Annotated in this window: 9 protein-coding genes and 2 pseudogenes; 8 read left to right on the forward strand and 3 right to left on the reverse strand. The window is 71.1% G+C overall.

Features of this window, described 5'->3' with window-relative positions; translation table 11 throughout:
- Positions 1–88: 88 nt before the first annotated feature.
- A complete protein-coding gene (gene glgX, locus ACZ6BG_RS32470) occupies positions 89–2197 on the reverse strand; it encodes a glycogen debranching protein GlgX (RefSeq protein ID WP_469007965.1) in 2109 nt (702 codons plus the stop codon).
- 161 nt (positions 2198–2358) lie between these two features.
- Between glgX and ACZ6BG_RS32475 the strand changes: the two genes are divergently transcribed.
- The 4 genes from ACZ6BG_RS32475 (at position 2359) to ACZ6BG_RS32490 (ending at position 6775) form a co-directional block, all read left to right on the forward strand.
- The gene (locus ACZ6BG_RS32475) at positions 2359–3153 is read left to right on the forward strand and encodes a Tat pathway signal sequence domain protein (protein WP_469007967.1); all 795 of its coding nucleotides are present in this window, start codon (positions 2359–2361) and stop codon (positions 3151–3153) included.
- A gap of 85 nt (positions 3154–3238) precedes the next feature.
- Positions 3239–4567 (forward strand): copper amine oxidase, encoded by a 1329-nt coding sequence (locus tag ACZ6BG_RS32480; protein WP_469007968.1) that lies wholly within the window; start codon positions 3239–3241, stop codon positions 4565–4567.
- A 104-nt stretch (positions 4568–4671) separates the two neighbouring features.
- Positions 4672–5913 carry an SAV2148 family HEPN domain-containing protein gene (locus ACZ6BG_RS32485; RefSeq protein WP_469007971.1) on the forward strand — a complete coding sequence of 414 codons (1242 nt, stop codon included), beginning with the start codon at positions 4672–4674 and terminating at the stop codon, positions 5911–5913.
- A 136-nt stretch (positions 5914–6049) separates the two neighbouring features.
- Positions 6050–6775, forward strand: a complete 726-nt coding sequence (locus ACZ6BG_RS32490; RefSeq protein ID WP_469007973.1) for an exonuclease domain-containing protein — start codon at positions 6050–6052, stop codon at positions 6773–6775.
- A 361-nt stretch (positions 6776–7136) separates the two neighbouring features.
- Here ACZ6BG_RS32490 and ACZ6BG_RS32495 read toward each other — a convergent pair whose 3' ends face one another.
- The gene (locus tag ACZ6BG_RS32495) at positions 7137–8003 is read right to left on the reverse strand and encodes a phosphotransferase enzyme family protein (RefSeq protein WP_469007975.1); all 867 of its coding nucleotides are present in this window, start codon (positions 8001–8003) and stop codon (positions 7137–7139) included.
- Positions 8004–8324: 321 nt separating this feature from the next.
- On the opposite strand from ACZ6BG_RS32495, the gene ACZ6BG_RS32500 reads away from it, so the two are divergent.
- From ACZ6BG_RS32500 to ACZ6BG_RS32510, 3 genes are read left to right on the forward strand one after another with little or no spacing between them, the layout of a single operon-like run.
- Positions 8325–9191: a carbohydrate ABC transporter permease gene (locus ACZ6BG_RS32500; protein ID WP_469008181.1), complete on the forward strand. Its 867-nt coding sequence runs from the start codon at positions 8325–8327 to the stop codon at positions 9189–9191.
- A complete protein-coding gene (locus tag ACZ6BG_RS32505; RefSeq protein ID WP_469007976.1) occupies positions 9188–10027 on the forward strand; it encodes a carbohydrate ABC transporter permease in 840 nt (279 codons plus the stop codon). Before ACZ6BG_RS32500 ends, ACZ6BG_RS32505 begins: the two co-directional genes overlap by 4 nt.
- Positions 10027–11322 carry an ABC transporter substrate-binding protein gene (locus tag ACZ6BG_RS32510; protein ID WP_469007978.1) on the forward strand — a complete coding sequence of 432 codons (1296 nt, stop codon included), beginning with the start codon at positions 10027–10029 and terminating at the stop codon, positions 11320–11322. The genes ACZ6BG_RS32505 and ACZ6BG_RS32510 overlap by 1 nt, the downstream gene beginning before the upstream one ends.
- A 66-nt stretch (positions 11323–11388) precedes the next feature.
- Here the strand turns inward: ACZ6BG_RS32510 and ACZ6BG_RS32515 are convergent.
- Positions 11389–11670 (reverse strand): annotated as a pseudogene (locus ACZ6BG_RS32515) (hypothetical protein); the annotation flags it as partial.
- Between ACZ6BG_RS32515 and ACZ6BG_RS32520 the strand changes: the two are divergent.
- Positions 11661–12029 (forward strand): annotated as a pseudogene (locus tag ACZ6BG_RS32520) (MarR family winged helix-turn-helix transcriptional regulator); the annotation flags it as partial. The pseudogenes ACZ6BG_RS32515 and ACZ6BG_RS32520 overlap by 10 nt on opposite strands.

Below are 12029 nucleotides of genomic sequence, written 5' to 3' on the forward strand. Positions count from 1 at the left end.
CGACCCGTACGACGAAAGCCGCCCTCACACCGGACGGCCCCCGCGCGACAGCAGCCCCCGCATCCCGGACAGCCCCCTGCGCGCCGCCTCAAACCGGCCGCTGCAACACCACAAGGCTCCGGTCGACCAGCGTCACCCGCTCGCCCGCCCGCACCTTCCCGCCCGTACCCGGCGGTACGCCGTCCTCACGGGCGGTGTCGACCACCACCTGCCACTGCGCCCCCTGGTTCACCGGCACCACGAAGTCGAGGGGTTCGGCGGAGGCGTTGAACAGCAGCAGGAACGAGTCGTCGGTGATGCGTTCGCCGCGCTCCCCGGGCTCGGAGATCGCGTTGCCGTTGAGGAACACCGTCAGGGCACGCGCCTGTGCCGCGTCCCAGTCGTCCTGCGTCATCTCCTCGCCCTCGGGCGTGAACCAGGAGATGTCGGACAGCTCGTCGTGGGTGCCCTCCACCGGGCGGCCGTGGAAGAAGCGGCGCCTGCGCAGGACGGCGTGGTCGCGGCGCAGCCACGTCATGGCGCGCGTGAACGCGAGCAGCGTGCTGTCGCCGTCGGGCCAGCGCACCCAGGCGACCTCGTTGTCCTGGCAGTAGGCGTTGTTGTTGCCGCCCTGGGTGCGGGCGAACTCGTCGCCGTGGCTGAGCATCGGCACGCCCTGGGACAGCATCAGGGTGGCGACGAAGTTGCGGATCTGGCGGGCGCGCAGCGCGAGGACGTCGGGGTCGTCGGTCTCGCCCTCGACGCCGCAGTTCCAGGACCGGTTGTGGCTCTCGCCGTCCTGGTTGTCCTCGCCGTTGGTGTCGTTGTGCTTGTCGTTGTACGCGACCAGGTCGTGCAGTGTGAACCCGTCGTGGCAGGTGACGAAGTTGATCGAGGCCAGCGGCCGCCGCCCGTCGTCCTGGTACAGGTCGGAGGAGCCGGTGAGCCGGGACGCGAACTCCGCGAGCGTGCGCGGCTCACCGCGCCACATGTCCCGCACCGTGTCGCGGTACTTGCCGTTCCACTCCGTCCACAGCGGCGGGAAGTTGCCCACCTGATAGCCGCCCTCGCCGACGTCCCAGGGCTCGGCGATCAGCTTCACCTGGCTGACCACGGGGTCCTGCTGCACCAGGTCGAAGAACGACGACAGCCGGTCCACCTCGTGGAACTGCCGCGCGAGCGTCGCCGCGAGGTCGAAGCGGAAGCCGTCCACATGCATCTCGGTGACCCAGTGCCGCAGCGAGTCCATGATCAGCTGGAGGACGTGGGGGTTGCGCATCAGGAGCGAGTTGCCGGTCCCCGTGGTGTCCATGTAGTAGCGGGGATCGTCGGTGAGGCGGTAGTACGAGGCGTTGTCCAGGCCCCGGAAGGACAACGTAGGGCCCAGGTGGTTGCCCTCGGCGGTGTGGTTGTAGACCACGTCCAGGATCACCTCGATCCCGGCCGCGTGCAGCGCCCGCACCGCCGACTTGAACTCCAGGACCTGCTCGCCCCGGTCGCCCCAGGAGGCGTAGGCGTTGTGGGGCGCGAAGAAGCCGATGGTGTTGTAGCCCCAGTAGTTGTTCAGGCCCAAATCGACGAGCCGGTGGTCGTTCACGAACTGGTGGACCGGCATCAGCTCCAGGGCGGTGACGCCGAGCGCCGTCAGATGCTCGATGACCGCCGGGTGCGCGAGCCCCGCGTACGTACCGCGCAGTTCGTCGGGCAGCTCGGGGTGCAGCATCGTGAGGCCCTTGACGTGGGCTTCGTAGATGACGGTTTCGTTGTACGGAGTGCGCGGCGGGCGGTCGTCGCCCCAGTCGAAGTACGGGTTGACCACCACGGACGTCATCATGTGCGGCGCCGAGTCCAGGTCGTTGCGCTCGTCGGGGGACCCGAAGTGGTAGCCGTACACCTCCTCGCCCCAGTCGACGGAGCCGCTCACCGCGTGCGCGTACGGGTCGAGGAGCAGCTTCGCCGAGTTGAGCCGCAGCCCGCGCGCGGGGTCGAAGGGGCCGTGCGCGCGAAAGCCGTACCGCTGGCCCGGCATGACCCCGGGCAGATAGGCGTGGCGCACGAAGGCGTCGGACTCGCGCAGCTCGACGGCGGTCTCCGAGCCGTCGTCGTGCAGCAGACACAGCTCCAATCGGTCGGCGGCCTCGGAGAAGACCGCGAAGTTGGTGCCGGCGCCGTCGTACGTGGCGCCGAGCGGGTACGCCTGCCCTGGCCAGACCTGCATGCCTATGACTCTTCCACGATCGCCCCCGCCTCATGACCGGAGTTCGCCCAGACTCTGCTCGAAAGTGGGGCAACCGCACGGGAGTTGAGCCCGTCTAACCGACTGACCACATACTCGACATGCCCTAAAAATGGGGCTGTACGAGAGAAAAGGGGGAGGATATGGGCGAACTAGTCAGACGCCATCTGGGGAAGGTCGTGACGGGCGGCGCGCTCGCCGTCGTCGCGACCGCCGCGATGGTCGTCGTCACGCTGCCGGAGGGGGCCGGAGCGGGAGACAGGGGGGACCGCAGCACGGCGGCGGGTTCGGCGCGCCAGGACGCGATCGCGCCCGACGGAGTCGTCGAGGACGCACCCGACGAGGGCGACAAGGGCATAGGCAGCGACCCGCTGACCGACGCCGAGACCAAGCGCGCGGAGAAGGCGGCCCTGGACAGCAACGGGCTGCGCTCCAGCGCACGGGACGTGGAGGGCGACCGCGGGCCGCAGCGGCTCTCCACGAACCTCGCCGAGAACGACCCGGCCGAGGGCGCCGACGCCGCGCGCCGCGCGCAGATCGTGTACTACGACTACAAGAAGGACGCGGCGATCACCAAGACGGTCAATCTGGAGACCGGCAAGGTGGAGTCCACGAACTCCGCGCACAACGTGCAGCCGCCGCCCACCAAGGACGAGCTGAACGAGGCCACCCAGCTGCTGATCGCCGACCCGCTCGGCAAGGGCCTGAAGCAGGACTACAAGAAGGCCACCGGCAAGGACCTCAGCGGCCCCGGCGACCTCGACCTGAGCGGCTTCATCTTCAGCAAGCAGACGAATCTGCGGATCCCGGCGGAGCTCTCCGAGTGCGGCAAGCACCGGTGCTTCCAGGTCGTCGCGAAGGTCAAGCGCGGCCCGTGGATCGACACCCGAGCGTTCGTCGTGGACCTCAGCTCGCGCGACGTGGGCCGCCTGGGCTGACCCGCCCGGCAGACCGCAGCCCGCACCCGCCGGCCGGCGGGACACGGCACCCACACACTTCTCCTCCTGAAGGAGTCATTTCCGTATGGACGCCTCTCACGGCAACAGACTTTCGCGCGCCCGCAGGAGGGCCGGCACGGCCCTCGCGGTCTCCGCGCTGATCGGGGCCGGCCTCGCCGCCGCGGGCCCCGCGGGACCGGCGGCCGCCGCTCCCAAGGCCCCCGCCGCCCCCGCGGCGGACTGCAGTGCCGCCTACAAGATCGAGCAGACCGTCGACGGCGGTACGACCTGGCGGATGTGCTGGCACTACAACACGTACTCCGGGCTGATCCTCGACAAGGTCAGCTACCAGCCCAAGGGCGAGCCCAAGCCCATCCCGGTCCTCACCAGCGCCCGCCTCGCCCAGATCCACGTGCCCTACGACGACGGCGACGCCGAGTTCCAGGACGTCACGGACACCGACTTCGGCCAGGCCCTGCAGGCACTGAAGCCCGGCGAGTGCCCCGGCGGCACCATCAAGACCGTCAAGGTGCCCGACCGGGGCAACGTCAAGGGCCTGTGCACCACCACGCGCGCGCGTGGGCACGCGTACCGCCTCACCCACGACCAGTCCACCGGCGGCAACGGCAAGGTCTACACCGCCCAGGGCAAGGACCTGCTCGTCTACACCGTCAACAAGGCCTCCTGGTACGAGTACATCACCGAGTGGCGCTTCTCCTCGGACGGCACCATCACCTCCAACGTGGGCGCGACCGGCAGCCTCTCGCCGTACGACTTCGACGGCGGTGACGGCCGCGGCTGGCCCATCGGCAAGGGCGACCAGGCCAAGGCCGAGAGCCACTCGCACAACGTCTTCTGGCGCCTGAACTTCGGCCTCGACGGCTCCCCGAAGTCCAAGGTCGAGCAGTACGACTCCAAGGTCACCCCGTCGACCGGCGGCGGCAGCCCGACCACGAAGACGACCCGCACGCCCGTCACCAAGGAACTCACCGGTGACCGCAAGGACATGCGCTGGTGGCGCGTGGTCAGCGCCACGGGCAAGAACAAGGACAAGCACCCGCGCTCGTACGAGATCGTCCCCGGGGCCAGCAACAAGCACATCGGACGGCCCTACACCAAGCACGACGTGTACTTCACCGAGTACAAGAAGTGCGAGCAGTACGCGAGCGCCAACATAGGCTGCCCGAACGGGTACCCCAAGAGTGTCGACCAGTGGTCGAACGGTGAGACCCTCAAGCACCCCATCACCTGGGTCAACATCGGCTTCCACCACATCGCGCGGGACGAGGACCAGCAGCCCATGCCGGTCCACTGGCAGGGCTTCGCGCTGGCCCCGCGCGACGTCACGGCCATGAACCCGCTCACGCCGCAGGACCTCGCGGGTCACAACGGACAGATCCCGATCGGCAATTGACGAAAGTGCCCGCTCCATCCGGCTGCACCGCCCGCCGCTCCCGGAGTACCCTTCCTTGATCGTTGACTGGGGAGAGTCCGGGGGGAGCGGAAGGCGGTGCGTGGGTGAGCTCGGGTGGGCGGGAACTGCCCCCTGGTGACGAGGGTCACGAGGAGGGCTCCGCCAATGTCCCGCCGTCGGCCGTGTCCTTGGCACGTCCGGTGGACATGGCATCGCAGATCGGCCCCGAGCTGGACTGGGGCGCCGACGCCTGGCGCGAGGTGCGTACGCGCGCGCAGCGGGCCGGGCGGGCCTACATCTGGCTGAACCTCGTGGAACAGCGGCTGCGCGCGGTCGTGGCCGCTGTTCTGCGCCCCGTCTACGAACCCGTCCACGCCGACGACTGGGTCGTCGCCGCGGCGGGCCCCGCGGGCCAGGAGTGGGTGCAGCGCGCGGTCGCCGTCCGTGAGGTGAGCCGCCGCAAGGGCTATCTCCTGGACCCGGCGGACGACAACGTCCTCAGTTTCCTGACGCTGCCGCAGTTGCGGGAGCTGATGGTCCAGCACTGGCCGTGCTTCGAGCCCTACCTGGACGACCGGCGCGAGGTCGAACTCGCCCTGGACGAGCTGGAGGTCTCCCGCAACGTCGTCTCCCGCAACCGCGCCCTGTCACCGACCGTCCTGGCCCAGGCCGAACGCGCCTCGGCCCGGCTCCTCGAGATCCTCGGCGCGGGCTCCGACACCCCCTCCGCGCGGCGCCTGCCCGTCGACGCCGTCGAGGAGCTGGTCGGCGACCGGTACGCGGACGTGGTCGGGGTGCACACCGACCGGGTGCGGCTGCTCCGCCAGTTCCCCGCCGAGGACCTGTTCGGCGAGGCCCGGCGCGTCGACGCCATCGGGATAGGCCTGAACCTGCTGGTCCAGAACTTCTCCGGGCGCCGTCTGATCCGGCTCGCCGAGTCCGGCTGCCGGGTGCGGCTGCTGTTCCTGAACCCCGCGAGCAGCGCGGTCAAGCGGCGCGAGCGGGAACTCGGACTCAAGCGGGGCGAGCTCAGCCGCTCCGTCGAGACGAACATCCTGCACATGCGGCGGGTGCGGTCCCGGCTGCGGGACCCCGGCGCCTTCGAGATCCAGGTCTTCGACGAGACCCCCCGGTTCACGGCCTACCTCGTCGACGGCGACGGTGCCGACGGCATCGCCGTCGTCCAGTCCTATCTGCGCCGCACCCGCGGCATGGAGGTGCCCGTGCTCGTGCTGCGCGGCGGCGGCAGGGTGGTGAAGCCGGGCGACCACGGCGAGCACGGTCTTTTCGCGACATACCGGGAGGAGTTCGAGACGGCGTGGGCGGACTCGCGACCGGTGTCGTGAGGGGCCCGGGCGGGGCGGCCGCAGCGGACCGGGCGGGAGCCCAGCGGCAATAAGCGGAATCCGGCCATCTGATTGTCAGTGGCGCATGGGATCGTGGGGACCACTGGGGGAAAGCACCACGACGAAGGGGGCGGCCATGGGCTGGCACCAGGAGCTGCTGATCGGCTTCGACCTGGAGACGACGGGCACCGATCCGCTGGAGGCGCGCATCGTCACGGGGGCGGTGATCGAGGTCAGGGCCGGGCAGGAGCTGGGCTGCCGCGAGTGGCTCGCGGACCCCGGCGTGCCGATCCCGCGGGACGCGGTGGCCGTGCACGGGATCACCGACGAGAAGGCCGCCGCCGAGGGCAGGCCCGGCGCCGAGGTCGCCGACGCGATAGCCGCGGTCCTGGTGTCGTACTGGCAGACGGGCGTGCCCGTCGTGGCCTACAACGCCGCGTTCGACCTGAGCCTGCTCGCCGCCGAGCTGCGGCGGCACGGGCTGCCGTCCCTGCGGGACCGGCTCGGCGGCGCGGAGCCCGCGCCCGTCGTCGACCCGTACACCATCGACCGCTCCGTCGACCGCTATCGGCGCGGCAAGCGCAACCTCGCGGCGGTCTGCACCGAGTACGGCATCGTCCTGGACTCCGCCCACGACGCCTCCGCCGACGCCCTCGCCGCCGCCCGCCTGGCCCACGCGATAGCCGCTCGCCACACCAAGGTCGCCGACCTCGGCGCGGCCGAACTGCACCGTCAGCAGGTCCACTGGTACGCCGAGTGGGCGGCAGACTTCCAAGCCTTCTTGCGCCGCAAGGGGGACGCTGCCGCTGTGGTGGACGGGACTTGGCCGTTGCGGGAGGACGTCGCCCTGCGGGCGGGCTGACCCTGCGGGTGAGCCGGGGGCACCTCCGCCATCGCCGCTCCGCGCCTCGTCCTCAATCTCCCCCAAGCTCTTAAGGAGCAGGGGGACCCCACGACGGGCTCTCTCCCACCCACCCGCCCAACCTCCCCCAGGGCCACCCAAAAGCCCGGCACCCCCTGGCCCGAAACGCCTCGCCCCGCTGGGCACCTCTGAGCCCGCCCCGCGGCACCTTCCAGCCCGCCCCGGCGAACTTCTCAGCCCGTCCGGCGCTTGAGGACGAGCCGCGGAGCGGCGACAAGCGGGGGTCCGGGGGCGCAGCCTCCGGTTTCGGGAAGGGGCGGGGTTGGGGAGAGCCCCCGGCAGGGCCACCCCCGCGCACCCCTTAGAACGGATGCCAGCGCACCGTCGGATCCCCGTCCCGGAGGGACGCCACGCGTCGGCGGAATTCGGCCAACGCCCGCGGGTTGGCGGGCGCGTGCTGCGCGACCCACGCGCAACTCGCCGTCTCCCGTGCCCCACGCAACACGGAACACCCCTCCCACTCCCGCACATCCCACCCGTAGACCCGGATGAACTCGTCATAGGCCTCGGCCCCGAGCCCGTACCGGTCCCGGGAAAGGGCCATGACGACGAGGTCGTGCTCGCGCAGGTCGGAGGAGAAGGTCTCCAGGTCCACGAGGACGGGCCCCTCGGGACCGACGAGGACGTTGCGCGGCAGCGCGTCCCCGTGCAGGGGCCCGGGCGTGAGGTGCGGCACGAGCGCGACCACGGCCGCCGCGAACCCGTCCCGCCGCGCCCGCAGATACTCCGCGTCCTCCGCGTCGATCGCGTCCCCGGCGAGCCGCAGCCACCGCTCGACCCCGCCGAGCAGCTCCCGCCGGGGCAGCCGGAAGGAGGGGGCGGGCAGGGCGTGGACGAGGCGGAGGAGTTCGGCGAGGTCGGCGGGCCCGGCGGGCCGTACGGCCGCGGGCAGGCGGTGCCACAGCGTCAGCGGATGCCCGGAGACGAACCACGGCTTGGGCTCGGCGGCCCGCACGGCCGGCACCCCGGACGCCCGCAGCCACTCGGCGACAGCCAGCTCCCGCCGCGCCCGGTCGAGGAGTTCCGGCGCGTCCCGGCCGACCTTCACGACGAGGTCGCCCACGGCGAACACCGCGTTCTCGCCGAGGGCGAGCAACTCGGCGTGGACCCCGGGGCCACCCGCGAGCCCCGCCGAGTTCAGTACGTCCCGTGCCCGTGCCTCGTCCATCCATTGCCTCCCGCACCCGGTGCCTCGCCCGCGGCCGGAAGTGTCCAGCCGCCGCGCAAGTCTCGCATTCGCACAGGCCAGACCGGACTTCCGGCGTGCGCGGTCGCTTGACGTATCAAGGTCACATCAGCACGATGACGGGGGCCGCCTGGGCGGCCAAAACCCAATCAGCCGCCCAAAGGAGCCGATTCCGTGACATTGGCGACCGCGAGCGAGCGGTCCGGCAGCAGCGGCTCCGGCGGGGGCCGGTGGTGGTGGGGCCGTCGCAGACGCACCGGGGACGACGGGGACAGGGGCACAGGCGCGGCGCGCGCCGAGGTGATGGACCGCGGGGCCTGGTTCCTGGTCCTGCCCGCGCTGCTCCCGATCCTCGTCCTCAGCGTCGGCCCGCTGCTCTACGGCATCTCGCTGGCCTTCACCGACTCCCAGTCGGGCCGCACCGAGCCCACCGAGTGGATCGGACTGCTCAACTTCCAGGACCTGCTGCACGACACCCTGTTCTGGGACTCGTTCCGGATCGGCCTGCTGTGGGCCGTCGGCGTGACCGTGCCGCAGTTCGTGCTCGCGCTCGGCCTCGCGCTGCTGCTCAGTCAGAACCTGCGCTTCCGCTGGCTGGCCCGATCGCTCGCGATCATCCCGTGGGCGATGCCGGAGGTCGTCGTCGGCATCATGTGGCGCCTCGTCTACAACCCTGATGCGGGAATCCTGAACGAGACCCTGCGCGATCTCGGCTTCGGGGACGGCCGCGACTGGTTGACGGGCATCGGTACCGCGCTGCCCGCCGTCATCGTCGTCGGTGTCTGGGCGGGCATGCCGCAGACGACGGTCGCGCTGCTCGCCGGGCTGCAGAACGTGCCGCGCGAACTCCACGAGGCCGCCGAGGTGGACGGCGCGGGCGCCTGGCGCCGCTTCCGCACCGTCACCTGGCCCGCCCTGAAGCCGATCGCCCTCGCCATCACGGCCCTCAACTTCATCTGGAACTTCAACTCCTTCGCGCTGGTCTACGTGCTGACCAACGGCGGCCCCGGCGGGCGCACCCGGCTTCCGATGCTGTTCGCGTACGAAGAGGCCTTCCGCTACGGCCAGTTCGGCTACGCGGCGGCGATGGGCTGTGTGATGGTCGCGCTCATCTCGGTGCTGCTCGCCGTGTATCTCGTGGGCCGGCTGAGAGGGGGCGACCAGCGGTGACCCGACGTACCAGCAGGCCCGCGCGGGCGGGACAGTACCTCGCGCTCCTCGCGTATCTGGTCTTCCTCGCCTTCCCGTTCCTGTGGCTGATCTCCACGTCCTTCAAACCGGCGCGCGAACTGGGCAGCCTGCACCCCACCTGGATCCCGAAGGACCCCACCCTCGCCAACTACCGCCAGGCCTTCGACGAACAGCCCCTGCTCGAAGCGGCGGGGAACTCACTGATCGCGGCCCTGAGCGCCTCGGTCGTCGCCGTCGTCATCGCGACCCCGATGGCGTACGTCATGGCGCGGCACCGCACGCTGCTCGCGCGGGCCGCGACGGGCTGGGTCGTGGTCAGCCAGGCGTTCCCGTTCGTCCTGGTGATCATCCCGCTGTTCCTGGTCCTGAAGAACCTGCACCTGATCGACTCGCTGCTCGGGCTGATCATGGTGTACGTGGTGTGGGCGCTTCCGTTCGCCCTGTGGATGCTCGTCGGGTACGTCCGCGCGGTGCCGACCGAGCTGGAGGAGGCCGCCGCCGTCGACGGCGCGAGCAAGCTGCGCACGCTGGTCTCCGTGACCGCGCCGCTGCTCGCGCCGGGCATCGTGGCGACGGGCCTGTTCGCCTTCATCACCGCGTGGAACGAGTTCTTCTTCGCGCTCGTCCTGCTCAAGACCCCGGAGAAACAGACGTTGCCGGTCGTCCTCACGCACTTCCTCGGCGCGGAGGGCGCGGCCGACCTCGGCCCGCTCGCCGCCGCCGCGTTCCTCGCGACGCTCCCCTCGCTCGTGGTCTTCGCGATCATCCAGAAGCGGATCACCGGCGGCATGCTGGCGGGGGCGGTGAAGAGCTGATGGCGGTACGCGCACGCGCGCTCGGCGCCGCGGCCGCCGCGCTCGTCCTGCTGCTCGCCGGGTGCTCCGACGACGGCGACGGCGAGTCGGACGGCCGGATCACGCTGCGCTTCCAGTCCCTCGCCTGGCAGCAGGAGTCCGTCGAAGTCAACAAGGAGCTGGTGAAGGAGTGGAACGCCACCCACCCCGACGTCAAGGTCGAGTACGTACAGGGCAGTTGGACGAGCATCCACGACCAGCTGCTCACCTCCTTCGAGGGCGGCGAGGCGCCGGACATCATCCATGACGCCTCCGACGACCTCGCGGACTTCGCCTACGGCGGCTATCTCGCGGACCTCGGCGGCCTCCTGCCCGAGCGCCTGAAGTCGGACATCCCGCAGGCCGGTTGGGACACGGCGACCTTCGGCGGCAAGGTCTACGGAGTGCCGTTCCTCCAGGAGCCGCGCGTCCTGATCGCCAACGCGAAGTGGCTCAAGGAGTCCGGCGTGCGGATCCCGACCCCCGAGAAGCCGTGGAGCTGGTCGGAGTTCCGGTCGGTGACGAAGCAACTCGGCGACGGCGACGGCAAGTTCGGCGTCGCCTGGCCGCTGAAGGACCCCGTGTCGGCGACGCTCAACCTGTCCCTGTCGACCGGCGGGCAGCTGTTCCACCGGCGCGCCGACGGCAAGGCCGAGATCCGCTTCGAGAAGGCCGACGAGGTCATGCCGCGCACCGTCCACGACCAGGTCAATGTCGACGGCAGCGCGTCGGGCGGCACGCTCGGCATGGGCGGCTCGGACACGCTGCCCGGCTTCTTCGGCGGCAAGTACGCGATGGTGCCGCTCGGGTTCTCCTACCGTCAGCAGGTCTCCCAGCAGGCGCCCAAGGGCTTCGACTGGCAGGTCCTGCCCGCGCCCGCGGGGGCGGACGGGCTCGCGCAGGGCGTCAGCCCGCAGACCCTCTCGGTCGCCGAGGACAGCCCGCACAAGAAGGAGGCCGCCGCGTTCATCGACTTCTTCCTGCGGCCCGCGAACATGGTGCGGCTCGCGCGCGGCGACTGGATGCTGCCCACCGGCAAGGAAGCCCTGAAGGACCCGGCGCTGCGCACCAAGAAGGACGACTGGGCGACCGGCACGGCCCTCGCGGGGCATCTGCGGCCCGCCCCCGCCCAGTCCGTGCGCGGCTACCCGGAGTGGAAGGACAAGATCGCGACCCCCGCGCTCCAGGAGTACTACAGCGGTGCGATCGGCCTGGACGAGCTGCGCGAACGCCTCGTGAAGGACGGCAACTTGGTCCTGAAGCGCTACCAGCGCTGACGATCGCGGTACGCGGGCACGGGGGCGCCACGCACAGACGGCGCCCCCGTGCCCGCGTACCGCTCTTCACACACCGACCGACTCCTCCGTCTCCTCCTCCGCGGCCTCCCCCGGCCGCGACGGCGGCGGGGCGCGGTCGGCCGCCGCGGCCGCGCGCTGCCCGCGCTCCCGCAGCGCCGCCACCGCGGTGAGCGCGAGCCCCGCCACCAGCCACGCGACCAGCGTCCAGACGGCCCTGCCGAGGCCGAGGCCGTCGAAGTGCAGCGGGCCCCGGACGCCCTCGACGAAGCCCGCGCCGTTCCAGAAGGAGTGCAGCGAGCCGTAGAAGCCGTTCTGCAGCTCGGGCCAGTGCCGCCCGGAAGCACCCCGAGCTGTCCCTGGTGTCCTTCACGCTCCTGAGCCACCTGGAGGACCGGGGCGGCTGCCGGGCGACGGACCTCGCGGCGTACTACACGCTGGACAAGTCGACGATCAGCAGGCAGATGGGGGCCCTGGAGAAGGCGGGCCTGGTGGAGCGGCGCCTCGATCCGGACGACCACCGCGTGCAGGTGCTGCACCTGACCGGGCGCGGCACGGGGTTGCTCCAGCAGGTCACCGACAGCCGCCGGGTGGCGTTCCGTGAGCGGCTAGCGGGCTGGAGCGGGCCGGATCTGGAGCGCTTCGCGGAGTATCTGCTGCGGTACAACGCGGGGGCGCTCGAGAGGTGA

Source organism: Streptomyces sp. NPDC041205 (genome assembly GCF_055591765.1).